This window comes from Psychrobacter sp. T6-6 (assembly GCF_052258185.1).
Lineage (GTDB): Bacteria > Pseudomonadota > Gammaproteobacteria > Pseudomonadales > Moraxellaceae > Psychrobacter.
This window is the reverse complement of record NZ_JBQQEX010000004.1, coordinates 121,105-145,608: the sequence shown is the minus strand read 5'-3', so window position 1 is coordinate 145,608 and position 24,504 is coordinate 121,105. Positions and strand designations below refer to the sequence as shown.

Below are 24,504 nucleotides of genomic sequence, written 5' to 3'. Positions count from 1 at the left end.
AGATAAAAAAGAGAGGTGAAATGCAGAGCCACGGTTTCCGCCTACGCTTATATTATACATAAGATAGCGTAAAAAATCAGCTGGCGCATTTACAATAAAAAACCCCGCATCATCACGATACGGGGTTTTCTTATTTTCAAGTCTAAAGCTCTTAATTCTAAAAGCTTATGTACTCAAGATTAGCTCAACTGAGCAACATTGATCTTGTCTGCTTCTTCCGTATAGTCTTCCATACGGTCGAAATTCATGTATTGATAGACTTCATCACCCATGCTGTTTAGCATGCCAGCATACTGCTGATACTCATCATTGGTTGGCAGTTTACCAAGTACGGCTGCAACTGCTGCAAGCTCGGCAGATGCTAGGTATACGTTAGCGCCTTGACCTAGACGGTTCGGGAAGTTACGAGTAGAGGTCGATACCGCAGTAGATTTCGGTGCGATACGTGCTTGGTTACCCATACATAGTGAACACCCTGGCATTTCAGTACGAGCGCCGGCTTGTGCATAGATATTGTAGTAACCTTCTTCCATCAACTGGCGTGCATCCATCTTAGTTGGTGGTGCAATCCATAGACGAGTCTTAAGACTACCTGCTGGTACGTCTTGTAGCAATTTACCAGCGGCACGGAAATGACCGATGTTGGTCATACATGAACCAATGAATACTTCATCAATGGTATCACCAGCCACGTCTGCTAGCGTTTTTGCATCATCTGGATCGTTCGGGCAGCAAAGAATCGGCTCTTTGATTTCGCTCATATCGATAGTGATGTCGATAGCGTATTCAGCATCATCATCAGCACGCATGAGGCTTGGGTTGGCAAGCCACTCTTGCATTTGCTCAACACGGCGACTGATCGTACGCGCATCGCCATAGCCTTCACTGATCATCCACTTAAGTAGCGTGATGTTTGAGTTTAGGTACTCAGTCACTGATGCTTCAGATAAAGTGATGGTACAACCAGCAGCACTACGCTCAGCTGAGGCATCAGACAATTCGAACGCCTGCTCAGCGGTCAAATCTTCAAGACCTTCGATTTCAAGAATACGGCCGTTGAACTCGTTGATTTTACCTTTCTTATCAACAGTCAAGTAACCTTCTTTGATCGCTTGATAAGGGATCGCATGTACGAGATCACGTAGGGTGATACCCGCTTGACGCTCACCAACAAAACGAACACGAACAGATTCAGGCATATCAAGTGGCATTACACCAGTTGCAGCTGCGAACGCAACCAGGCCAGAACCCGCTGGGAACGAGATACCCATTGGGAAACGAGTATGCGAGTCACCACCAGTACCAACGGTATCTGGCAATAGCATACGGTTCAACCATGAGTGTATGATACCATCACCTGGACGTAAGCTGACGCCGCCACGGTTCATGATAAAGTCAGGTAGTGTATGCTGAGTCTCAACGTCAACTGGCTTTGGATAAGCAGCAGTATGGCAGAATGACTGCATGACTAGGTCTGCCTGGAAACCCAAACATGCCAAGTCTTTTAACTCGTCACGTGTCATTGGACCAGTGGTATCCTGAGAGCCGACCGTAGTCATCTTAGGCTCACAGTACATACCTGGACGTACGCCTGTTAGGCCACACGCTTTACCAACCATTTTCTGCGCTAGCGTAAAGCCTTTACCCGTATCGGCTGGTTCTTCTGGCTTAGCAAATACGTCTGAATGACCAAGACCCATATATTCACGAGCACGGTTAGTCAAACCACGACCAACGATCAATGGGATACGGCCACCAGCACGAACTTCATCAAGCAATGTTGGTGAATTCAATTCAAACGTTGACAATACTTCGTCAGAATCATGCTTAGTGATTTTGCCTTCGTACGGATAGATGTCAAACACATCACCCATGTTTAGGTTATCAACGGCAACTTTTTCGATTGGCAATGCGCCAGAATCTTCCATGGTGTTAAAGAAGATAGGAGCGATGTTGTTACCCAATACTAGACCGCCACCACGTTTGTTTGGCACGTTAGGGATGTCTTCACCCATCAACCACAATACTGAGTTGGTGGCAGACTTACGGCTAGAACCCGTACCAACGACATCACCAACATAAGCTAGCGGATGGCCTTTTTCTTTCAATTCTTCAATTTGCTTCATTGGACCAACAACGCCCTCTTCGTCAGCAGTGATGCCGTCGCGAGAGTTTTTGTGCATGGCTAATGAATGCAATGGAATATCAGGACGGCTCCATGCGTCTTGCGCAGGCGACAAGTCATCTGTATTGGTTTCGCCAGTGACTTTGAACGTCGTGTAAGTGGTTTTTTCTGCTACTGCATCACGGTTCAAGAACCATTCTGCGTCAGCCCAAGATTGAACCACTTCTTTAGCAATGGTATTGCCCGCTTCAGCTTTTTCAGTCACGTCATTGAATGCGTCAAATACCAATAGCGTTTTCTTTAGTGCTTCAGCAGCGTCTTGTGCAACTTCACTGTCATCAAGGGCAGCAACTAGTGGCTGAACGTTGTAGCCACCTTGCATCGTACCTAGGATTTCAACCGCTTTTTGCTTGCTGATCAACGGTGATGATGTTTCACCTTTTAAGATAGCAGCCAAAAATGCCGCTTTTACGTAGGCTGCTTGGTCAACACCAGCAGGGATACGGTTTTCTAACAAGTTCATCAAAAATGCATCTTCGCCTGCTGGCGGGTTCTTTAGTAATTCAACCAACTCTGCTACTTGTTTTTCGTTCAATGGTAGCGGAACCGTTCCTAGCTCAGCACGTTCTTCGACATGTTTACGATAAGCTTCTAACACAATAGTCGTCCTCGTCAGTTGGGGTTTAGCACATTGCGTGGGTAGTCAGCATGACTGCCTGCGTCTATATACTATAGGGAATAATTATCCGTGCAATCATAGCTTAAATCGCTCTAAATGTTAATGGCTCAGTCCTGAAAAGGCGCATAGTAAGGCCATATCGAACATTTATTATAAAAATAGTGCCATCAATAATATGATTGTCACGCTTATTATAACTGGCATTTACTCGTACGCATGTATCAATAAGCGCTTGCTTTATGACTGAACAGACACCATATGACTGTTATACGCTTTTATAAGACATTATTAAGGACGACGAGATATGGACGATAGCAATACGGACAACAATACCAACTATGACAATGGCCTCAAAGTACGCAAGGAGGTCATGGGTGAGCAGCATGTCAAACGCTCGCTTGATGCGGCAACTGGATTTACTCAGCCGCTACAAGACTGGATTATTGAGCACGCTTGGGGCAGTACTTGGCAAGATGACTCGGTATTGCCGCGCAAGTACCGCTCATTAATTACCATTGCCTTTTTGATTGCGCAAAAAAGCCCGACCGAGCTAAAAGGACACATACGCGGTGCCATCAACAATGGGGCTAGTGTCGCTGAGATTCGAGAAGTCCTCATGCATAGCTTGCCATACTGCGGTGCACCCGCCACACAAGAAGCATTTCGCGCCGCCATAGATACACTGAATGAGTTAGAGATCGACATAGATATTTAAAACTATGGTCGCTAGAGCAATCGTAGTAACCTTAACGATATTGTACAAAAAATACCTGCTAAATTTCTGCTATAATATCGCCACTCATAAAACATTTTGATAATTCCATAAACCCTTATAATATAAAGGGTTAAGAGATAATTCTATTATGACAACTGCCGTACAAACACATGTACCTGCTGCTAAGGTCAAACCCAAAAAAGCCATCCAAGGCGAAAAGCTGCGTGGTTACGATAAAGTTGCCCGTATCCCAATTAAAGTGATCCCGACCGTCGAGGCTAAGAAAAAGCCAGATTGGATTCGGGTAAAGATGTCATCGCCTGCTGAAGTGGCACGTATCAAAGCCACTTTACGTGAGCAAAAGCTCTATACTGTCTGTGAGGAAGCGGCCTGCCCTAACCTGCCACAGTGCTTCGCGGATGGTACAGCGACCTTTATGATCATGGGTGATATCTGTACCCGTCGCTGCCCATTCTGTGATGTCGGTCACGGTCGCCCTAACGAGCTAGATAAGGATGAGCCGCGTCATACCGCTGAGACTATCGAAGGTCTAAAGCTCAAATATGCGGTAATCACCTCTGTCGATCGTGATGATCTAAAAGATGGCGGTGCTGGACACTTCGTTGAAGTACTAAACGAATCAAGAGCCCTTAGCCCAAACTGCTTGATTGAAATCCTAGTACCCGATTTCCGTGGTCGTATGGATATCGCTTTGGACTTACTGACAGAGACCGCGCCTGATGTGTTCAACCACAACATCGAAACCGTGCCACGTCTCTATAAAGCCTTCCGTCCAGGCTCTGATTATCAGCATTCACTCGACTTGCTTAAAATTTACAAAGAGCGTCGTCCTGATATCGCAACCAAATGCGGCTTTATGGTTGGTCTTGGTGAGACCGAAGAAGAGATCTATGCCCTACTCGATGACCTAAAAGCGCATGACGTAGACATGATTACCATTGGTCAGTACTTACAGCCTAGCAAAAACCACGCGCCCGTCGATCGCTATGTTCATCCAGATGAGTTCCAGCGTTATATGGACTACGGCAAAAAGATTGGCTTCTTTAGCATTTGGGCAGGTCCAATGGTGCGCTCAAGCTACTTTGCCGATCGTCAGTACTACGGCGAAGATTGCCCAGCGCCTATCCGTAGCAAAAAAGCATTAGAAGCTGAAGGCAAACTTGGCTGCTAATCTAGCTACAAAGCGATGTAAAAGTAGTTATTAATAACATTTACTAAGAACAGTTTTTGAGAATACGAAGAAAGGGTCAATAACAAATTTGTTATTCACCCTTTTTTTCGCCTTGATAGATTATCAAAGGATTCAAACCCAACGTTTTACACGGTTAAAGTTGGCGTTGGCTTTCCAGCTGTTTTTATGTTGAGTACCGCAATACCTAGTACGATGATACCGCCGATGATACCCGTCAACATCTCAGGATAAATTAATAGCAAAGCACCAATCGCTAAGATGACACGAGTCACGGTATTCATCTGACCTCTAAAATACCCCTCAAGTGCTGAGCTTAGTGCAATCACACCTGTTACTGAGGTCACAACCACCGTGATGATATCTACAATAGGCGGTAGTGGGAAGTCTTTTGCCGTAACAGCGAGTCCAGTTGGGTCAATCATCAGCATCGTAGGATTATAGATGAACATAAACGGTACGATAAATCCAGCGAGTGCCAGCTTGAGCGACAAGAATCCTGTCTTCATCGGATCGCCGCCCGATATACCCGCACCAGCAAAGGCCGCTAGACACACAGGCGGGGTAATATTGGCAAAAATACCAAAATAAAAGACAAACATATGCGCTGACAAGATTGGAATATCAAAACCAGCCAACGCTGGCGCCGCCATCGTCGCCGTAATGATATAGGCAGGAATAGACGGTAATCCCATGCCTAATACCATAGATGCTAGCATGGTTAAAATAAGCGTAAAGAACAACGATCCCGCACCTAGCGTGACGATAGAGGATGTCATTACGGTACCGAAACTAGTCAGACTCACCACCCCAATGATAATACCAACGACCGCACAGGCCGCCATGACTGCAAGCGACTGACGCGCACCATCTTCCAATGCACCCAAAATATCAGAGAAGCTCATGCGTGTCTCAGCACGTAGCATGCTGATGACAACCGTAAAACCAATGGTATAAGCGGCAGCATAACCGACAGGTACATTTTTGATTAACAAGAAAACCAAAAAAACAATCGGCAATAGCATATGACCACGTGCTTTTAGTACTGCTTTTACTGCTGGCAGATTTTCTTTAGCGATACCTTTTAGATCGCGGCGACCAGCGCGGAAGTGTACCTGTGCAATCACACCCAAATAGTACAGCACGGCTGGTAGTAGGGCTGCAAGCGCAATCGTGCTATAAGGCAAACCTGTGGTCTCTGCCATAATGAACGCACTGGCACCCATAATTGGTGGCAAAATCTGCCCACCTACAGATGCACTCGCCTCAACTGCACCCGCGAAATCTTTGTGATAGCCGACTTTTTTCATCAGCGGAATCGTAAAGGCACCAGTACTTACTACATTTGATAATGCAGAGCCGTTGATACTGCCCATAAAGCCACTAGAGATGACCGCTACTTTTGCAGGCCCGCCTTTCTTATGACCTGCGATGGCCAATGCCAGATCATTGAACAGCTGCCCCATCCCTGAGCGTGCTAAGAACGCACCGAATAAGATAAACAAGAAAATAAACGTCACTGACGCACCGATCGCGACAGAATACAGACCTTCTGTTTTTAGGAATAATTGACCGAAAATATCACCCATATCATAAGGGCGAGTCAAAAGTCTGTCAGGCATAAAATCCATGTGACTGACAAACGGATAGGCTAAGAATATCCCTGCCAATATCGGCAAAATCCAACCTGTGATACGGCGACTGCCCTCTAACACACAGACTACGGTGATTAGTGAAAATATCACATCCATCTGGTTCGCCATACCGCCGCGCGAGGTCACAATATCTTGATACTCGTAAATCAAGTAGCCCATGCCAGATAAGGACAGCGCAAACCAAAGCCAGTCATACCATGCGACTCGCTTACGACTGCTTTTTTTGCTGGCGGGGAAAATCAAGAAAATCAAGGCAAAACCAACACCCACGTGTACGGAGCGCTGTAACAACGCTGGCATTGGGTTAAAGGTGATATACAAATGAAAGAGCGAATAAAGGATACAAATACCAGCGATAAAGTACTTCACTGGTCCTTGCGTGATATGACGTGTGATTGACTCTCGGTCGTATTTTTCCAATACCGCTCGGTTGACAGCCTCAGCATTTTTATCAACGTCAGCATCTGGCGTGGTATTCACGCTATCGTGATCCGTCACTTGGGAGTTCATGACAAAAGTCCTTTTTAAATCTATCAATTAAACCATACGTCTTAGGCATGATTACCACTTCAGAATAGTCTGGCACCCACTGGTGAATCAAAAAACGATGACCACCGTAATCGATCTCACCCTTGGTCAGTCTAGACACGACCCAATTGAGATTGGGCAGTTCTTCATTAATTTGATACCCAAGATAGCCAGGTTTTTGTATGGGAGCGAGCGGTTCAGTTGAGGGGGTCCCAGCACCGAACGCTTCAAAATAAGTGGTGGTGAGCAATAGCGCAGCATCCTCTGTACTGGTTTTATCTAGACGCTGATACTGCTCTTCCCACCACTGCTTCTCTACAGAATGTATCCAGCGTAGCTGAAAATCAGAGTCGGCGAAATAACAAACCTTATCGTCATCACCCTCTACTGCAACTCGCACTTCCACAACGGATTGGAGCATCAAACCCATCCATAGCATAAAAAAAACCAGCGCTACAATGAATGCAGCGCCAGTTGATAACCACCATGAATTACTTGGCTGCTTGTTCGTCATAGTACTTCTTAGCACCAGGATGGATTGGAGCGACCATGCCCTCACGAGCTGTTTCTAAGCTAATATCATTAGCCGCTTGGTGTGCTGTTTTTAGACCGTCTAAGTTATCAAACAAAGCTTTGGTTAGTTTATAACCATCAGCTTCAGACAGATCAGAGCTAACCAACAACGCATTCATGATTGCTGCAGTTGGAATATCGGTTTCATTGCCATAAGTGCCCGCAGGAATTGCAAAGGTTTTAAAATAAGGCTTGTTCGCAATGATTTCTTTTAGCTTGTCTTGGTTGATAGTCACAATCTGTAGATCGAGGCCTTGCTCTAGCTCCATTAGAGATGAGTTTGGTAGACCACTACTAAAGAATGCCGCTTCAATCTTACCTGCTTTCATGCCATCAGCCGCTTCAGCAAACCCTAGATAATCAACGGTGACATCATCATATGTGATGCCAAACCCTTCTAGTAAGGTGCGAGCGTTTACTTCCGTGCCAGAGCCTTGATCGCCAACAGCGATACGCTTGCCGCGCAAGTCTTCAATATTTTTGATGCCAGATTTTTTCGACGTGACGATTTGCACCACGTTAGGGTACAGTACTGCAATTTGTTGAATGTTCGTGATTGGCTGCTCAAAGTTGTTTTTGCCTTCGACTGCGTCAGTGACCACATCACTCAATGCCAATACCATATCGACTTTGCCTTGGGTCAATAGATTGACGTTTTCAACTGATGCACCCGTGGTTTGGGTTTTTGAGTTAACGCCAAAGTTTTTGACATACACCTCAGACAGTGACGTACCGATGATGTTGTAAGGACCAGAGGCGCCGCCGGTCGCGATAGTCACAAATTTAGTATCCAGCGTATCAGTGGCAGCAGCCTCAGTTGCCGTACTATCTGCAGCGGCGTTGTCATCACCTTCTGAGCTTGGTGATGAGCATGCGGTTAGGCCTAGTGTGGCACTTAACATGGCTGATAAAAGTAATGGAGACTTTAGAGAGTTGAGCATTGAGTTCATCCTTGAAGTAATCGATTTAATACATCTAACGGTATTAATAAATTGGCATTAATCCGTTACAGCTGAGTCATGATATAGCAATTTTTGTCATAAATAAACTAAAGTATTTTTTCTCTTTTGCTTTCAATGCCTTATATACAAGGCGCTTTGAGAAATCAACCTTACTTTACTGTCTGATTTACGCGTTACAATGTTCCGCTAAGTGAAACAGTGTTCCATATATTTAATCAAAGTTTGTTTACGTTGTAAACCTTTATCGCTATCAATGACTACTCAGCAAATGCTTATCCTTATTTCATATTGTTTATAACAACATAGTCGATAATAGAGAGTGGGTCAGATTTTTCGATTTATTTTTATTACTATTCAAGTTCTGCTATATTTCTTACAGACATTCTTTATTGATGCGGTATCTAAGATATAGTCGGTTCAATATGATTTGGATACAAGGAAGCCGAGTGAAAGTACTACAAGCAGTAGAACTCAGCAAGGCTGACACCGTATCCAGTTTATAGAGGATTGACTATGTATGGATATATGCTTTATCAGCTAAGACAACATCATCGTTTCTTATAACCCAACTTGGATAACCTTTATGACAATATCTACAATAGAAGCATCGGAACCTTTGTCTGCTGATATCGCTATCATTGGCGGTAGTGGTCTTTATCAGATCCAAGCATTGACCAATAAACGCAGTATTACGGTACAGACGCCTTATGGCAGTCCATCTGATAATATTGTTTTGGGTGAGCTAGAAGGTGTGACCGTTGCTTTTTTGACGCGGCATGGTCAAGGTCATAGATTAACCCCATCTGAAGTCCCCTATCGCGCTAATATCTATGCGCTAAAAACATTGGGCGTACGCTATATCGTCTCGGTATCAGCCGTTGGCTCTCTACAAGAATCACTCAAACCATTAGACATGGTCGTGCCAGATCAAATGATTGATATGACCAAGCAGCGAGTAAGTACGTTCTTTGGCGAAGGCGCAGTTGCTCATGTATCAATGGCAGATCCACTATGCCCTGCTTTATCGGATATATTGACACGTGCCTATCACCAAGCAGATATTATCGAGGGTAACTGTCACTCGCAGGCAACTTATATCTGTATTGAAGGGCCTCAGTTCTCAACTCGTGCAGAGTCAGAGTGGTATCGTCAAATGCAAGCAGATATCATTGGCATGACCAACATGCCCGAAGCCAAATTAGCACGTGAAGCCAGCATGGCTTATGCAACATTGGCGTTAGTAACCGATTTTGATTGTTGGCACCCGACCGAAGAAGCTGTCAGTGCAGACTATGCGATAAAAAATCTGATGAAAAATGCTGAAAATGCTCAACAGGTGATCCAAAAAGCCGTTGCTTTGATTGCTGCTGAAATGCCTGAATCCATCGCTCATAGTGCGCTTGCACAAGCATTGGTCACGCCTGTGGATATGATGGATGAACATACCAAAATCAGATTGGCAGCGTTGCTAGCGTAGTCTTAAAGCGTATCCTCCATTGTGAACTGACTACTTCTAATCAAAAAAAAGGCTATTATCTCAAATAATAGTCTTTTTTTTATTTAGCATATAGGTCTGAAATTTATACTAAATACACGCCTTTACTCTTAACAACAGCCGCCCATACCAGACGATGGCATCATAGCCTGATCAAATGGCATTAGCTCACCGCACCCTGCAAAAATACCATAGTGGCGACTGTCATCACCAATAAATTTAAAATGCGGTGCAAAGCGAGATTCTTGTAGCATCCGAAAGGTATTGCCGCAGACAGGAAATACCCGGCCCGCCTCAATCGCATGATGCTTATCTAGATCAAACCGATGCGGGGATTGCTCGATAGATCCTTTGTATATCACCGCTTGTCCATGATCTTCACAGGCATCTTCTAGCGCGGCAATCTTAAACAGGCGATAAGTGGCTGAGAAAAACTGTATATCACCGATTTTGGCAGCCAGTATTGGATCTGTAATCTCAAGCGGGCGATCTTCGACCAGACGTGGGTCTAAAAACCCTGCGCCTCTTGATAAACGAACAAAATCTTTCCAGTATAAAGCGCCACTCAAACACTCTCCATATAAGACAGGATCATCGATCAGATGCTGCGGGATACGGCGATCAGCATAGACGTCAGAAAAATAAAATTCGCCGCCCGGCTTGAGCAGTCTCTGCACGCTCGCCATCACGGCAGCCTTATCTGGTGATAAATTGATAACACAGTTTGAGACGATAATATCGAAGCTACCATCAGCAAGATCCAGTTCATCTAGTTTTTCGATATAACCATGCAAAAACGTCACATTGTCATAGCCAAACTGCTCAACATGATAGGCTTGATGTTCCTTTGCAACGGCTAATTGCTCGTCAGTCATGTCCACACCGACCACATGACCGCTCTCACCAACCAGTTGCGCGAGTGCATAGACATCGCGACCTGAACCACTGCCTAAATCCAAAATTCGGCAGCCTTCAAGCAATGCAGGACATACCAGACCGCAGCCGTAATAACGATTCAGTACTTCATCGTGTATATTTGCGAGCAATGGTTTTAGCCATTCAGGCATATTGCTAATATCACAACATGCCGAGGTCTTTAGATCATCGGTACCTTGCAGCTCTTTTCCATAGTAATTTTGCACGACATCATGCATGACAATATCCTTATTAGTAGTAAGATCCAATTAAAAGTTAAGTGAATAACGGTAGAAAATCATATTTGATTTTTAGATTTTGTTAAGCGTATTGCACCAACCTGACGGTAAATGCTGTAAGTCTTCAGGCTCATCAATATCATGCAACGCTGGCAATAGCGCCAGTGTCCACCCTAATGCCGCGATACGTTGCTTGGTCACGTCAGCGACGCTCGCCGTACTCCAACTGATGTCTAAAAAAAGGCTGCTATCAATCTGCTTGAACCCAAGCAACACATAACCTCCATCGGTTGCAGGAATCATCACCGTGTCATATTTCTCCAGCTGCTGTACGGCGGTCTGTATACGCTCTGCCGTGAGACTAGGACAGTCTGTCCCAATTAAGACAACTTTTTCATATTTTTCTAATGCGCTCTGACTGGCTGTCAACATACGCATGCCCAAATCGCCCTCTGCCTGAGCAGACCATTGCATTGACTCGGGTAAGTCAAACGCTTGCCAGCAAGGGTCGTCTGGCGCGGGACTCACGCATAGCTCGACCGCAAAGTCGGTAGCAACCGCTTGCTCTATACTATGTAGTAGCAGATTTTTTGCCATATGTGCAGCGCCATCAACACCTAATGCAGGCTGTAGACGAGTCTTTGCCATATTTGGTGCAGGATATTTAGCAAATAGAATAATGCCTATTTTTTGCTGGCGTGCTTGCGAGTCAGTTCTCGCGGTGTGAACAGTGCGAGGGCTTGAGTGCATCAGTAAAAGTCCCTTTCTTTTCTTGTCTACAATATCGATAAATTAAGTTGTTTTCTTTCGATTTAAATACTTATCGCAACCTCGATGTTGAATGCTTATCGCCATATTATCTGTGCTGCTTGTAATAGCGCTGTTTCAAAACATCAGGCGATACGCCGCGCCAGTAATCAAAACGCAAATGCCACATCAAAACAACTGTACGAACATTTCCATGTTGCTGCCAGCGCCGCGCTGATGTCGTCACTTTACTCTTTAGACAAGCAGGTCTACTGATATTTTTTAGGCGCTTACATAGCTCAATATCTTCCATTAACGGCTGATCAGCGTAACCTCCGAGTTGTTCAAACACGGATCTTTTGACAAAGATGGCTTGATCACCTGTTGCAACACTGACCAAACGTGAGCGCTTATTAATCATTGCACCAACGACTTTAAGAAGCGGATGAGTGCTGTCCAAGCAAACATCAAAACGCCCCCATTTATTCTGACACATTGCTATCTCTACCTTGTCTATCGCGTCAGTCGGTAGCTGAGTATCTGCATGCAAAAACAGCAATACCTCACCCGTCGCTTGCCCAGCACCAGCATTCATTTGCCGCGCGCGTCCAGCGATAGACTCAATAATACGCCAGTCAGTCAATGAGTGCGTCCTACTTGACACATCTTTTAACAGCTCTCTAGCGATAGAGACTGAACCATCACGTGAGCCACCATCGACTAGGATAACTTGCTGCGGAACAGGTCTGAGCCTACTGATATGACCAATAAGCTGAGGCAAATTATCCGCTTCGTTTAGTAATGGAACGATGATAGAGAGGTTCAATGTATGTACCGTCATAGTAGGCAACTGCTAACCAATATCAATTGGAGCCTCGTCTTATTTTTTGTTCAGATTCCAATCATAATCAGTGTAGCTGATTTTTATCTTGCCCTGCTTTAGATCTGCTGTTTGCGCTTTGTTCAGCCCTAAAGATGAGCCATAACGACCCAAAAACCCTTCCAGATCATTGGTACCACGCCAATTGGTAGCAAAGTCTTCTTTATACCATTTAAAAATCGGCGACACGCTTAGCGTACTTCCCTTTAGGCGGTTACGGCTACCGTCTGCCAAAAACTTAGAAGTTGCCTGCTCTAATTGACTGTTTAGACGTTTACCCGTAAAAGCATCATCTTGCAGTGCAGGACAGCCAATACTGGCACAGTTGACCGCAAAATGAATACGCGGATCGTTGTAACGCTTGGAGCCACGAATGAGATTGTGCTCGATATCATCAAGCGAGCGTGTCTTACCTAATAATGGAATAAAATCCTGTTTCCACGGCGAACCAAACAGACCACCGATATCTTTGATGGATTTAATATTCGGATATTTCGTCAATACCAAGTCGACCGTACCAGCATTGTAAACATTGATCAAAAATGCCAACTGCTCGTTTTTGCTCCAGCGATTAAACTCTACTTGAGACACTTTACTCGTCGCCTCAAGATAACTTGTCAGCTTGCTCTTATCCGCCTTCATACCAGCATAATTGACCACAGAGGCTTTGCCACCATTGGTCATGGTTACATGTTTATTTAATAAACTATCCCAGCTTTGATGGTTAAAGTCAGCATAAGCGGCTGCACTTGATGATAAGATCGCGACCGCAAGGACTGGTTGCACGATTACCATTTTCGCTGAAAAATTGAATCTTGACATAAAGCTAACTCCATTTGAGTCGATGATATTCTTTGTATAATTCTTTCGATGTGCTTTTTACAATCGTGTATATAAATGACAGACAGTAATGACTGCCAATAAGATCTTACTGCACATAGATATTTACGGTACATAAGTGCTTATTACAGATAGTTGCTTATATTAGCTAATCACTTACGACCAGTCGTCATTTATTATGGGTATAGAATACTAAACAGCCGTGTCTACTATCGTTTGATCTGTGGTTTCTTCATCTAGCGCACCGCCGCAACTACTGCCCTGTCCTGCTGTACAGCCGTAGCAATGATCAGCAATGGCAATGGCATCTCCAGAGGGATCTTGAGTCAGCAGATCACGTAGGTGCCGACGCGATTTATTGGATACAGGAATCTCTAGTTGCTGATTGAAATCACAGTCAAACAATTCACCAAGCCAGTTGACACTGATGGTCGAGCGACACATCACCTCGGCTAAGTTGTCTGCCACGTAGTTTTCTTTGAGCAAGTCCATATAGGGATGGAATTCATTTTTGGCCAGTAGTACTGCACCAAAGCGCTGGATAGGCATATTGGTCAATGCAAACAGATGATTGAACTCGATATCGAAGTGTTCTTTTAGCTCACGCTTATAATCCGCTTCAAGCTGTTGCTGATTGGGCGGCAGCGTAGCACCTTGTGGGTTGTAGACCAGATTCAACGTTAGGTTTGAATCGGACTTACCGTAGCCTAACTGGTTGAGCTTTTGTAGCCCCAATATACTGTCGTCAAACGCACCCTTACCGCGCTGCTTATCTACGTTTTCTAAGGAGTAGCACGGCAGAGATGCGACTACCTCCACTTGATTGTCTGCTAAGAACTGCGCCATATCCTCATAGCCATCCTCCATGAGAATAGTCAGATTACAGCGATCTATCACTTTAACACCCAATGCACGAGCTGCTTTTACCAGATACTTAAAATCTTCATGCATCTCAGGCGCACCGCCCGTCAAATCGAGCGTATCTATATTTTGTGCTTGTAGCACCTTGGGTATCAGCTCAACCAACTCACGCGACATCATTTCTGTACGATAAGGGCTGGCTGCCACATGGCAATGCACGCAGGACATATTGCATAAATAGCCCATATTGACTTGTAGTATTGTCAGTTCACGGCGTTTGATAGCTGGAAAGTCAGTATGCTCAAGTAATTCGATAGTCGATTTCATAATGGTACAAAACCCTGTTAGTCACACAACTAAAAAATGATAGCGCAAAGTCAAAAAAGCTTTAGACAAATACAAGTTACTGCTTTCGCTTACTATTTAAAAAATAGCACCTTGTATACTTCCCCGTTACTTTACGGTTTACCTAACCAATCATACCTCATTGTGAATCAATATTGACAACCAATATTATGGATATTATCTTTTATTCCAAATGAGCATGACTACGAATAGGATTTTACAAAGCGTTTATCAATATACCGTTTGAGATACCATAGCCCGCGACCTTGTAAGCTCCAGTCTCCCCAACTGGCAATGGCGTATTTGTCACCGCAGGACAATAGATACAACGTGCGGGCTTTTGGTTGATACTCTTGCATAGACTCGCCTTTTAGATACGCAAATAGATTATCACCTTCTACCGCACCGCCATGCACCGCATGGACACCTGAATGCGCCACCTCTTTATCTACGCGCGTGGCGACATCACCAACTGCAAACACATTGGGATGAGAGATGCTTTGTTGCAGATTATTAACTGCGACAAAGCCTTTATCTACTGTCTGAAGATCCGTGTTAGTCGTCCATGCAGCACCCACTACGCCAGTTGCAGCGATCACAGCATTCATCGGCAACGAATCATCTGTCGTCGATAGGTGGCCGTTACGATAGTCAATTGCTCGCTCATAAACTATTTTAATACCGTGGCGATGCAGCTGCCTAATAACGCGCTCTTGAAACCGTGTATTGAACCCTGACAACAGTTGCTTACCGCACACCAAGGTCACTTGATGGTTATTGTTGATATGCTGTAGCGCGACTTGAGCGGCCATAACCAACTCGGTCGCGGCAGCCCCTGCGCCAACGATAGCCAGTTGATAGTTATCAGACTGCTTAGCATCCGCCAATATCTGCTGCCAGTGTGTGATGAATGCTGACAATGGACGAATAGCAATCACGCCTGCTGACGACTCTAACCACCTGATATCCGTATCTGCACCCGTGTTGAGTGACAGCACATCATAGTCGAGCGCTAACGCCTTATCATCAGCTAACGTCTCGTCACCAGTCGACATATCATTACCATCAGTCACTACAGTATTTGATGCGGCATAGACCTGAGTAATTGCCTGCTGAATAAATCGTACACCCGCACGCGCGCACAGTGATTTTGTATCGATACTGATGTCATCAAGTTGGTAATGTCCTGCCATCCAACCAGGTAGCATCCCAGAGTATATGGTCTGCGTCTGCTCACTAACCAAACAAATATCAATATCGCTCGTGTCTAGAGATGCGTCACTAATTTGGCGCAGCATACCAATATGAGCGTGACCCGCCCCTGCTAATAAGAGTTTCTTTATAGGTGAGCGTTTCATAGGCAACTTTATCAAGGCTAACAGTGTGTTTAAGGCATGTCTTAATAGACGACTTTAGGTCATATGCTTATTAGATATTTTCTAAAAGTAACATATAATTGAGAGTCTTCTGTTACGGGCAGACAGTAAGAGCGTAAACGGCTTAAAAAGCTCAACGTCTTTCAACAATATTGACCACACTCAGCTTTGTCGTTAAATTGTCCATGGCGTTTGTCCGGCGAACTATGAATTTTGTAAGCATACTGCTCGAAATAATAAAAGAAGGTAAAATTATTTACCTACGCTGATGACAAAACACTTAGTATAGTGAATCGTAATAGAAGCCACGTGATAGAGTGATTTTTTAGAATGCTATTTTTCAAGTAGCTATTTTTGAGACATTCTTTTGAAGCATTATTTTAAGATTTTTTTAAAATATAGCTCTTTAAAACATAGCTCTTTAAGATCTAACTCTTTGTGACCCTGCTTTGTAAGATACTGCTCTGTGAGATATTGCCCAATGCATTGTCACTCTCAAAACATATCAACAAACAATACAGACAATCAAAACCCGTCAAGGAACCTTATATGAGTACCCCTCTCGATACCAATAATGACCATATTCTCTCATCCGATAACACCCATTATTTACATCATGACTTCTTTGAACCTCGTGACAAAGGTATCGATATTCGCGCAACGTTACTGATCGTGCATGGAATGGCAGAACATGGTGGTCGTTATGCAGATTTTGCGCAGTTTTTGGCGGACAATGGGATTGCTGTAGCGACTTATGATCACTTGGGTCATGGGCAAACTATCAAAACCGACGCGGATTTAGGTTTTTTTGGTGAAGAACATCCCGTGCAGTCGCTATTAAAAGACGTGATTGTGATGGCAGACAACCTAAAAGCCCGCCACCCCGATGTGCCGCATTTTGTTATGGGTCATTCTATGGGCTCTTTTATCGTGCGCAACGTGCTCAAACATCACGCACATAACTTTACTGGGGCGATACTAATGGGCTCGGCAGACGCCAACCCACTGACCAAAGTTTTGCTTCCTATCAATAAGATATTGGCAAAAATAGCACCAAGACAGCCCAATACAGTGCTGGCAAATACCATGAATAAGATACTCAACAGCCAATTAAAAGATCGTACTGCATCATCGAAGTTTGCGTGGTTGAGTGAAAACACGGCTAACATTGAGGCCTATGAAGCCGACCCAAAAACAGGTTTTGACTTTACTAATAATGGCTTTATGACCCTATTTACCCTAATGGATACAGGACTAAATAAAGGCTGGGCAACCACCATCGCCAAGAATTTTCCGATGCTGTTTATTAGCGGTGAGGATGACCCTATTGGTAATATGGGACGCGGTATCCGCAAAGTTGTTGGCCGATTACACAAGCAAAAATTCAATCGCGTTGATATTCAGCTGTATCCCACTATGCGCCATGAAGTGCTACACGAAACAGACCACCAGACTGTCTACCAAGATATTTTAGCGTGGATAGACAACACCACGCCAGATGCTTAACAGTGGTAGCTGATTCTTTTTTACAGCATGTTTCAGGGATTTTATCGTCCGTACTTTCATCACGAGACACTGAACTTATTTGCTAAACGCTGCCAAATTAGCGACAATACGGCAAGTAAGTTTTTGACCCAGTGAATCCTATAAATAAGCCACACCTCAAAATCAATTATATTGTGAGGTATGGCCTATTTGAGATCGGGTCAAACCTGTTATATCACTATAATACTGAGTTACCTCCCCTTTCACTTATCTTAGGAATTTTTATGTCGTTACAACAAACTATCGAACAGGCTTTTGAAAATCGCAATGAGTATAGCCCAAGCACTATGCCACAAGACGTACGTGATGCTATCAGTCAAGTGCTTGAGCAGTTAGATAACGGTAGCCTACGCGTCGCAGAAAAGAAAGATGGCGAATGGGTCGTCAACCAATGGGCAAAAAAAGCCGTACTACTATCATTCCGCATGAACGACAACTATGTCCAGGCAGCAGGCGAGCATGTGCAGTTTTATGACAAAGTACCAACTAAGTTTGCTGACTGGACTGAAGCACAGTTCAAAGAAGCAGGCGTACGTGTGGTACCGCCAGCAGTTGCCCGTAAAGGCTCATATATCGCAGCAGGTGCAGTATTGATGCCATCATACGTCAACATTGGTGCCTATGTTGATCAAGGCGCTATGGTTGATACCTGGGCAACCGTTGGTTCATGTGCCCAAATCGGTAAAAACGTCCATCTATCAGGTGGCGTTGGTATCGGCGGCGTATTAGAGCCATTACAAGCCAACCCTACTATCATCGAAGACAACTGCTTCATCGGTGCACGCTCTGAGATCGTTGAAGGCGTGATCGTCGAAGAAGGCGCTGTTATCTCTATGGGTGTCTACATCGGTCAATCTACACGCATCTATGATCGCGAAACTGGTGAGATTCATCGTGGCCGTGTACCAGCAGGTTCTGTTGTCGTACCGGGTAGCTTGCCTTCAGAAGACGGCACGCACAGCTTGTACGCTGCAATCATCGTAAAAAAAGTCGATGCACAAACTCGTGCAAAAACATCAGTAAATGAGCTATTACGTTTAGCCTAGTATTTTTCATACTTATAGTCTCGTACCCGAACGGTACAGACAGTAATAAATCTTCTTTATCAAAGACGCTGAAGCAAACTTCAGCGTCTTTTTTGCACCTTAATAGATACTGTTGCGTTATAATCCATTTTTTGGCTTTGTCCAAACAAAATCATCTATAACAAAACCTGCCTTTTTTACTACGATTGACAACGGCTTAATCGCTTTGTCAGCCTTTAACTGTATTTGACATATTATGAGTGAATCACTATTACGCAGCGCCGCTATCCCTGTTACTGATCCTGAAGCAGGACTGCGTCTGACCGAGATTTTTTATTCTTTACAAGGTGAAGCGATAACATCAGGCTTACCGACGATATTTGTCCGTCTCACAGGCTGTCCGCTGCGCTGCGTTTATTGTGATACTGAATATGCTTTTACTGGTGGCGAACGTCAGTCTTTAGAGACCATTATAGAGACCATCAAAAGCTATCCATGTAAGCGCATCTGCCTGACAGGCGGTGAACCATTAGCGCAGCCGAATGCTATCGAGCTGATGAAACGCTTGCTGAGCGATAGTTACGAGATATCTCTTGAGACAGCAGGTGCCCTCACCGTAGAGAATGTGCCGCCAGCAGTTAGTAAAGTCATGGATCTCAAAACGCCTAGCTCAGGCGAAGTTGACAAAAACCTATGGTCAAACCTCGACTACCTCACCGAACATGACCAAATCAAATTTGTCATCATGAATCGCGAGGATTACGACTGGGCCAAAGAAAAATTAATAGAGCATAAGCTAGATGAGCTGGTCGGAACCGTTTGGTTTTCGCCAATGTTCAACGTTGCAGATGATATTGATGAGCAGCTTAGCCCTGAAGTACCTGTATTGGCACGGGAGCTTGCTGAGTGGATGTTGGCAGATGCCCTGCCTGTGCGCTTTCAGTTGCAGTTACATAAGATTATCTGGGCGGATGCCAAAGGCAAATAGCATAACAACAGATGACATATCGTCTATCTAGTATAGATATACAAACCGCAAGCATTTTCAAGGAGGAAATATGATAAGACTGATCTTACTGGGGCTACTGTCAGGTGCGTTTTTTAGCTCAACGTTTGTGTTAAATGAGCTGATGAGTGCGGCTGGTGGACATTGGTTTTGGTCAGCGAGCTTGCGCTACGTATTTATGCTACTGCTACTGACGGTGATGATTGCTGTTCAGCACGGTGTGGGACGCATTGGGGAGCTTTGGACGATTTTTCGTCAGCATATAGGTTTTTGGTGCATCACTGGCAGTATTGGTTTTGGATTGTTTTATACCGGTATTTGCTATGCAGGTGATCATGCCAGTGGCTGGGTTGTCGCGGCAACCTTTATGTTTACGGTCGTCACCAGCTTGCTCGTCTTATTGGCATTTGGGCAGCGCTTTGACAAAAAATTCATCGTCTATGCGCTAATTGTCTTCGTTGGTGTGGTGCTGGTCAATATTAGTGAAGGTCTACACGCACCTGCTGATACCAATGCTATTCCACTGACCCAAATGCTGCTATATGGTGCACTACCGGCGCTAATCGCTGCATTTAGCTATCCTATTGGCAATCAATTGGTCTGGCAGGCTTCTTATAATGCCAAGCAGCATAAAATCAAAGAACAAGACAGCCAGCAACAGGCGCAGCCAATGCGTGCTGAGACCGCATTACTAGCCAGTGCTCATGATACCGCTGATACCCATAGCACTCCGCATGACACTACCGGTAGCTCCACCCTTCAGACTCTGATCGGACGTATCCCTGTTATCGACACGTACTTACTGCAGAATGCCTTTAACAAAGTGTGGTTAATGACCGTAGGGAGTTTGCCATTTTGGTTTGTGTTAGGCATTATAGTCCGCCCTGAGTTGCCAGGCGGCGCGCAGGTATTCAATACGCTACTGGTTGCTTTACTATCAGGCGTGGCTGCGACCAGCCTGTTCTTATATGCACGTGAGCAAGCGGTGAGCTCAAGCGAGGTAGCGGGCGTCGACTCGACTCAAGCAAGTGAAATCATCTTTGCTTTGATCGGTGGTATGATCCTGCTGGGCAACCCACTCCCATCAATCCTAGGGTTGGTCGGTATTGTGTTGATTATTATAGGTCTAATACTGTTTGCAAAAGATGGCTAAATGATGATCTAACAGCAAACCAGCTTCGTTTAGGTCATCATCGCCATACCCGCTCTAACAACACATTCAATTATTTTTGATGATCAAGATTTGGCAATATAACCATGGTTAATGATTTAATTTTTCCCGATATTCTATTATATTTATTAGATATGGTAGGTATCATCGCTTGTGCGATTGCAGGAACGCTACTCGCGCAGCACAAAGGCTTTGATATTGCTGGTTGCATATTGGTTTCTATGGTCAATGCCATCGGCGGTGGAACCCTACGTGACATGGCACTAGACCGTCATCCCCTATTTTGGATGACTGATCTCAATTATGTGATCGTGATTACTGTAACGTCTCTTATCCTGCAGATATTTTTCCATCTCTACCACAAGATTGATAATGCACTTAAGCTTTTTGATGCCATTGGTCTAGCGGCATTTAGTGTTATTGGCTTTAAGGTTGCATTGACACAAGACATGTCCCCGATTATCGCGATAATGATGGGCGTTTGGACGGCCATCATTGGCGGAATGCTACGTGATATTATCTGTAATGAGATACCCCTCGTACTACAACGTGAAATTTATATCACTGCCAGTATCGCAGGATCTGTGACTTATTTATGTCTACAGTACTTGGGCGTAAGTGCTAGTATTAATGAGTTTATTATGCTCTTTGTGATTTTTGCCGTGCGTATGCTAGCACTTAGATATGACTGGCATCTGCCCTCTATTCGTTTGGTTGCTTAGTTATTAGCAACTAAGTTATTAGCTGCTTAGTTGCTAATAACTTAGTTGCTAGCTACTGCATTTGCGATGGTAGGCTTATGGTAGTTTATTGACTAAGACAGCTCCAATGACGATCATTGAAAATAGTGAGAATGACTTATGTTGGCTATCGCACTGGATCCTGCCGTCCTAATCACTACTTTTGATCCGCGCTCTTTGATATATTTTTTTGATATGATCGGCATTGTCGCCTGTAGTGTTTCAGGAACGATTCTGGCGAAGCACAAAAACTTTGACGTCTTTGGTTGCTTGCTGGTATCAATTGTCACCGCTATTGGCGGCGGCACGGTACGTGATGTAATTTTGGACCGTCATCCGCTATTTTGGATGGTAGATATGAGCTATCTGACGCTCATTACTATCTCGTCACTGGTAATGCAGATCTTTTTTCACCCGAACTCAAGGCGCGTCGACAAGTTCCTCAAGCTATCCGATACCATCGGTTTATCTGCATTCACATTGATAGGTATCAAGGTCGCTGATAGCATGGGCGCCAATGTACCGGTAGCACTATTATTGGGTGTGATTACCATTATTGTTGGCGGCATTATCCGCGATATGATCTGCAACGAGATTCCACTGGTACTACAGCAAGAGATTTATATTACTGCCGCATTAACTGGTGGTATTCTCTACTTTGCGCTCAGAAACCTAGGCGTGACAGACTGGATCGTTGATATCTCTACCATGAGTACGATATTTACTTTACGTATGCTGGCTATCCGCTATGACTGGCAGTTTCCGACACTCGAATGGAAATACTAATCCAAAATCAAAAGATGGCAACTGGTATGAGTACACTCAAGCTTGATGGCACTCACACTATTTTAGCCTTAGCCCTGTTCTACTACCGCTAGATCTTTTATCATCAGCTGTAGGCTTTGCTTGCCATTCCATTCATTAATATCTAACTGAAACAGCAAATGTACTTTTTTGGCACGGTAATCCCAAGCATCACTGTCAAAATTAAAGCAAATCGCATCAATTGGATACTGAACGTCTGGATAGCGCAGCGATAGCTTCAGATGCTTGTCTTTTAATATTTTAAAGCTGAGCACATCAAAGACGCCATCAAACAGCGGCGGTGCAAATCCATGACCCCAAATACTGGCATCTGCGAGATGTTCAGCAAACCATAGACTAAAGTCACTCGCCTGCAAAGACCCATCAGTGAATTTTTGCTCTGCAAACACGTCGTCGTTCATCTGAGCCATCACTTCATCGAACGCTGCGACAAATGCTTCAAAGTTACGGCGTTTGAGGGTCAAGCCTGCTGCCATCGCATGACCACCAAAATGGCTGATCAAATCCGGATATCGCTCGGCGACTTGTTCAATCGCATCACGAATATGGACACCTGGGATAGACCGTGCTGAACCTTTGATGGCACTGTCTTCATCCGTATGCTCAGTGTCTGCTGGCGCAAAAACGATACTGGGTAGATAGTGGCTTTCTTTTAACCGACCAGCAACAATACCAATAACCCCTTGATGCCAGTCATCTTGATACAGAACGATACTACGAGCGCCTGTCTTGCTTGCCAGACCAGGGGTAGCCTCTAAAGTGATTACATCATCGTGATTGTCACTCTTGTTATCGCCTATATGCTCATCAGTATTAACATCAGTCTCAGTACTAACATCGCTATCATTAATATTGTCAGTGGTTAATGCCTGCACAATACTATCTGCTTGTGCCCGCATCTCGCCTTCTACATGACGACGTGTACGATTCAGCTGTTCAAGCTCTTGCGCTAAACGCTGCGCAGTACTCCAATCTTCAGTTAATAAGCACTCAATTCCAATGCGCATGTTATCCATACGTCCAGCAGCATTAATACGTGGTCCTAACACAAAACCAAAATCCTGTGCATGAAGCTGCTTAGGATCACGGCCTGCTTGCTCAAGTAATGCCAATATACCCATACAGCAGCGACCTTGACGAATAGCAGACAATCCATGATGTACCAAGATACGGTTATTCTTATCGAGTACGCCAACATCTGCGATGGTTCCAAGCGCAACCAAGTCCAGATACTGACTGACCTGTACCGTAGACTTACCCGCTTGGCGGCGCAGTTTTGCCAGTCGTCCAAGGACATAAAATGCCACGCCAACCCCTACCAGTGCTTTACTAGTAAAGTCGCAAGCAAGTTGATTAGGGTTTACGACGGCCTCAGCAGGTGGTGTCTCTTTAGTCGTGAGATGATGGTCAGTGATAATCACCGTAATACCATCAGCTTGGGCGCGCGCCACGCCTTCATGGCTAGAAATACCGTTATCGACTGTCACTATCACATCTGGACGATAAGTCTCAATCCCTAGCTCAACAATCTCTGGTGTGAGTCCATAACCATACTTAAATCGATCTGGCACCAAAAAGTCAACAACCGCATCCATCGCAGTCAGCGCACGCATCATCAGTGCGGTACTGGTTGCGCCATCGCAGTCAAAATCCCCAACAATGAGGATTCGCTTACGCTCATCGATAGCAGTATCCAATAGATGGACAGCTTCAGTAACACCGTGCAGCATATCAGCTGGCAACAGACCAGACAAAGCGGTCTCAAGCTCATCAGGCTCCATGATACCTCGCCCTGCATACAGTCGGGCAAGTGTGAAAGATTGGGCGGCAAGTGGTTGCAACGCAGTGGGTAGCTCGTCAATGCGAGTACCAGTATAACGGGGGGTTAAATTTAGCATGAACGTATTCTACTGGCTTTAGAGCGTGCTCACAACGACAATTTATAATGCCTCTGTATACTATTCATGGTTGCATGTGCTTATCAAAATACTAGCTTCGCAAACACTTTAGATAGGTGATTGATTTGTACTTTCATCATCATGTAAAA

Annotated in this window: 20 protein-coding genes; 9 read left to right on the top strand and 11 right to left on the bottom strand. The window is 44.6% G+C overall.

The window, feature by feature from the left end; all coding sequences use genetic code 11:
* Positions 1-179: 179 nt before the first annotated feature.
* Positions 180-2,783 carry a bifunctional aconitate hydratase 2/2-methylisocitrate dehydratase gene (gene acnB / locus ACTXGL_RS08445; protein ID WP_443526192.1) on the bottom strand — a complete coding sequence of 868 codons (2,604 nt, stop codon included), beginning with the start codon at positions 2,781-2,783 and terminating at the stop codon, positions 180-182.
* A gap of 325 nt (positions 2,784-3,108) precedes the next feature.
* Between acnB and ACTXGL_RS08440 the strand changes: the two genes are divergently transcribed.
* A complete protein-coding gene (locus ACTXGL_RS08440; RefSeq protein ID WP_443526190.1) occupies positions 3,109-3,519 on the top strand; it encodes a carboxymuconolactone decarboxylase family protein in 411 nt (136 codons plus the stop codon).
* A 148-nt stretch (positions 3,520-3,667) separates the two neighbouring features.
* Complete coding sequence (gene lipA / locus ACTXGL_RS08435; protein WP_372887392.1) at positions 3,668-4,711, top strand: lipoyl synthase; 1,044 nt, start codon at positions 3,668-3,670, stop codon at positions 4,709-4,711.
* A gap of 146 nt (positions 4,712-4,857) precedes the next feature.
* Here lipA and ACTXGL_RS08430 read toward each other — a convergent pair whose 3' ends face one another.
* From ACTXGL_RS08430 to ACTXGL_RS08420, 3 genes are read right to left on the bottom strand one after another with little or no spacing between them, the layout of a single operon-like run.
* Positions 4,858-6,894 (bottom strand): TRAP transporter permease, encoded by a 2,037-nt coding sequence (locus tag ACTXGL_RS08430; RefSeq protein ID WP_443526188.1) that lies wholly within the window; start codon positions 6,892-6,894, stop codon positions 4,858-4,860.
* Complete coding sequence (locus tag ACTXGL_RS08425) at positions 6,866-7,426, bottom strand: DUF1850 domain-containing protein (protein ID WP_443526186.1); 561 nt, start codon at positions 7,424-7,426, stop codon at positions 6,866-6,868. Before ACTXGL_RS08425 ends, ACTXGL_RS08430 begins: the two co-directional genes overlap by 29 nt.
* Positions 7,404-8,426 (bottom strand): TAXI family TRAP transporter solute-binding subunit, encoded by a 1,023-nt coding sequence (locus ACTXGL_RS08420; RefSeq protein WP_443526185.1) that lies wholly within the window; start codon positions 8,424-8,426, stop codon positions 7,404-7,406. The genes ACTXGL_RS08425 and ACTXGL_RS08420 overlap by 23 nt, the downstream gene beginning before the upstream one ends.
* A gap of 604 nt (positions 8,427-9,030) precedes the next feature.
* Between ACTXGL_RS08420 and mtnP the strand changes: the two genes are divergently transcribed.
* A complete protein-coding gene (gene mtnP / locus ACTXGL_RS08415; protein WP_443526183.1) occupies positions 9,031-9,924 on the top strand; it encodes an S-methyl-5'-thioadenosine phosphorylase in 894 nt (297 codons plus the stop codon).
* Between the two features lie 128 nt (positions 9,925-10,052).
* Here mtnP and ACTXGL_RS08410 read toward each other — a convergent pair whose 3' ends face one another.
* The 6 genes from ACTXGL_RS08410 to ACTXGL_RS08385 form a co-directional block, all read right to left on the bottom strand.
* Positions 10,053-11,096, bottom strand: a complete 1,044-nt coding sequence (locus ACTXGL_RS08410) for a methyltransferase domain-containing protein (protein WP_443526181.1) — start codon at positions 11,094-11,096, stop codon at positions 10,053-10,055.
* A 72-nt stretch (positions 11,097-11,168) separates the two neighbouring features.
* A complete protein-coding gene (locus tag ACTXGL_RS08405) occupies positions 11,169-11,846 on the bottom strand; it encodes a TIGR04282 family arsenosugar biosynthesis glycosyltransferase (protein WP_443526180.1) in 678 nt (225 codons plus the stop codon).
* A 106-nt stretch (positions 11,847-11,952) separates the two neighbouring features.
* A complete protein-coding gene (locus ACTXGL_RS08400) occupies positions 11,953-12,684 on the bottom strand; it encodes a TIGR04283 family arsenosugar biosynthesis glycosyltransferase (protein ID WP_443526179.1) in 732 nt (243 codons plus the stop codon).
* Positions 12,685-12,723: 39 nt separating this feature from the next.
* Positions 12,724-13,545: a DUF547 domain-containing protein gene (locus ACTXGL_RS08395; RefSeq protein ID WP_443526177.1), complete on the bottom strand. Its 822-nt coding sequence runs from the start codon at positions 13,543-13,545 to the stop codon at positions 12,724-12,726.
* Positions 13,546-13,755: 210 nt separating this feature from the next.
* A complete protein-coding gene (gene arsS / locus ACTXGL_RS08390) occupies positions 13,756-14,751 on the bottom strand; it encodes an arsenosugar biosynthesis radical SAM (seleno)protein ArsS (RefSeq protein WP_443526175.1) in 996 nt (331 codons plus the stop codon).
* A gap of 221 nt (positions 14,752-14,972) precedes the next feature.
* Positions 14,973-16,127 (bottom strand): FAD-dependent oxidoreductase, encoded by a 1,155-nt coding sequence (locus ACTXGL_RS08385; RefSeq protein ID WP_443526174.1) that lies wholly within the window; start codon positions 16,125-16,127, stop codon positions 14,973-14,975.
* A gap of 567 nt (positions 16,128-16,694) precedes the next feature.
* Between ACTXGL_RS08385 and ACTXGL_RS08380 the strand changes: the two genes are divergently transcribed.
* From ACTXGL_RS08380 to ACTXGL_RS08355, 6 genes are all read left to right on the top strand, one after another.
* The gene (locus tag ACTXGL_RS08380; RefSeq protein WP_443526173.1) at positions 16,695-17,651 is read left to right on the top strand and encodes an alpha/beta fold hydrolase; all 957 of its coding nucleotides are present in this window, start codon (positions 16,695-16,697) and stop codon (positions 17,649-17,651) included.
* 263 nt (positions 17,652-17,914) lie between these two features.
* Positions 17,915-18,736 carry a 2,3,4,5-tetrahydropyridine-2,6-dicarboxylate N-succinyltransferase gene (gene dapD, locus ACTXGL_RS08375; RefSeq protein WP_319050581.1) on the top strand — a complete coding sequence of 274 codons (822 nt, stop codon included), beginning with the start codon at positions 17,915-17,917 and terminating at the stop codon, positions 18,734-18,736.
* 235 nt (positions 18,737-18,971) lie between these two features.
* Positions 18,972-19,703 carry a 7-carboxy-7-deazaguanine synthase QueE gene (gene queE, locus ACTXGL_RS08370; protein ID WP_443526171.1) on the top strand — a complete coding sequence of 244 codons (732 nt, stop codon included), beginning with the start codon at positions 18,972-18,974 and terminating at the stop codon, positions 19,701-19,703.
* Positions 19,704-19,773: 70 nt separating this feature from the next.
* Complete coding sequence (locus ACTXGL_RS08365; protein WP_443526170.1) at positions 19,774-20,874, top strand: multidrug resistance efflux transporter family protein; 1,101 nt, start codon at positions 19,774-19,776, stop codon at positions 20,872-20,874.
* A gap of 104 nt (positions 20,875-20,978) precedes the next feature.
* A complete protein-coding gene (locus ACTXGL_RS08360) occupies positions 20,979-21,614 on the top strand; it encodes a trimeric intracellular cation channel family protein (protein WP_319050584.1) in 636 nt (211 codons plus the stop codon).
* A gap of 138 nt (positions 21,615-21,752) precedes the next feature.
* Positions 21,753-22,418 (top strand): trimeric intracellular cation channel family protein, encoded by a 666-nt coding sequence (locus ACTXGL_RS08355; RefSeq protein WP_319050585.1) that lies wholly within the window; start codon positions 21,753-21,755, stop codon positions 22,416-22,418.
* A 68-nt stretch (positions 22,419-22,486) separates the two neighbouring features.
* Here the strand turns inward: ACTXGL_RS08355 and recJ are convergent, their stop codons facing one another.
* The gene (recJ, locus tag ACTXGL_RS08350; RefSeq protein ID WP_443526168.1) at positions 22,487-24,355 is read right to left on the bottom strand and encodes a single-stranded-DNA-specific exonuclease RecJ; all 1,869 of its coding nucleotides are present in this window, start codon (positions 24,353-24,355) and stop codon (positions 22,487-22,489) included.
* Between the last annotated feature and the right edge of the window lie 149 nt (positions 24,356-24,504).

What these genes read in the sequence shown, in the direction of transcription:
- ACTXGL_RS08440 (WP_443526190.1), top strand. Translation starts at nt 3,109, where the DNA reads ATGGACGATAGCAATACGGACAACAATACCAACTATGACAATGGCCTC.
- lipA (WP_372887392.1), top strand. Translation starts at nt 3,668, where the DNA reads ATGACAACTGCCGTACAAACACATGTACCTGCTGCTAAGGTCAAACCC.
- ACTXGL_RS08430 (WP_443526188.1), bottom strand. Translation starts at nt 6,894, where the DNA reads ATGAACTCCCAAGTGACGGATCACGATAGCGTGAATACCACGCCAGAT.
- ACTXGL_RS08425 (WP_443526186.1), bottom strand. Translation starts at nt 7,426, where the DNA reads ATGACGAACAAGCAGCCAAGTAATTCATGGTGGTTATCAACTGGCGCT.
- ACTXGL_RS08420 (WP_443526185.1), bottom strand. Translation starts at nt 8,426, where the DNA reads ATGCTCAACTCTCTAAAGTCTCCATTACTTTTATCAGCCATGTTAAGT.
- mtnP (WP_443526183.1), top strand. Translation starts at nt 9,031, where the DNA reads ATGACAATATCTACAATAGAAGCATCGGAACCTTTGTCTGCTGATATC.
- ACTXGL_RS08410 (WP_443526181.1), bottom strand. Translation starts at nt 11,096, where the DNA reads ATGCATGATGTCGTGCAAAATTACTATGGAAAAGAGCTGCAAGGTACC.
- ACTXGL_RS08405 (WP_443526180.1), bottom strand. Translation starts at nt 11,846, where the DNA reads ATGCACTCAAGCCCTCGCACTGTTCACACCGCGAGAACTGACTCGCAA.
- ACTXGL_RS08400 (WP_443526179.1), bottom strand. Translation starts at nt 12,684, where the DNA reads ATGACGGTACATACATTGAACCTCTCTATCATCGTTCCATTACTAAAC.
- ACTXGL_RS08395 (WP_443526177.1), bottom strand. Translation starts at nt 13,545, where the DNA reads ATGTCAAGATTCAATTTTTCAGCGAAAATGGTAATCGTGCAACCAGTC.
- arsS (WP_443526175.1), bottom strand. Translation starts at nt 14,751, where the DNA reads ATGAAATCGACTATCGAATTACTTGAGCATACTGACTTTCCAGCTATC.
- ACTXGL_RS08385 (WP_443526174.1), bottom strand. Translation starts at nt 16,127, where the DNA reads ATGAAACGCTCACCTATAAAGAAACTCTTATTAGCAGGGGCGGGTCAC.
- ACTXGL_RS08380 (WP_443526173.1), top strand. Translation starts at nt 16,695, where the DNA reads ATGAGTACCCCTCTCGATACCAATAATGACCATATTCTCTCATCCGAT.
- dapD (WP_319050581.1), top strand. Translation starts at nt 17,915, where the DNA reads ATGTCGTTACAACAAACTATCGAACAGGCTTTTGAAAATCGCAATGAG.
- queE (WP_443526171.1), top strand. Translation starts at nt 18,972, where the DNA reads ATGAGTGAATCACTATTACGCAGCGCCGCTATCCCTGTTACTGATCCT.
- ACTXGL_RS08365 (WP_443526170.1), top strand. Translation starts at nt 19,774, where the DNA reads ATGATAAGACTGATCTTACTGGGGCTACTGTCAGGTGCGTTTTTTAGC.
- ACTXGL_RS08360 (WP_319050584.1), top strand. Translation starts at nt 20,979, where the DNA reads ATGGTTAATGATTTAATTTTTCCCGATATTCTATTATATTTATTAGAT.
- ACTXGL_RS08355 (WP_319050585.1), top strand. Translation starts at nt 21,753, where the DNA reads ATGTTGGCTATCGCACTGGATCCTGCCGTCCTAATCACTACTTTTGAT.
- recJ (WP_443526168.1), bottom strand. Translation starts at nt 24,355, where the DNA reads ATGCTAAATTTAACCCCCCGTTATACTGGTACTCGCATTGACGAGCTA.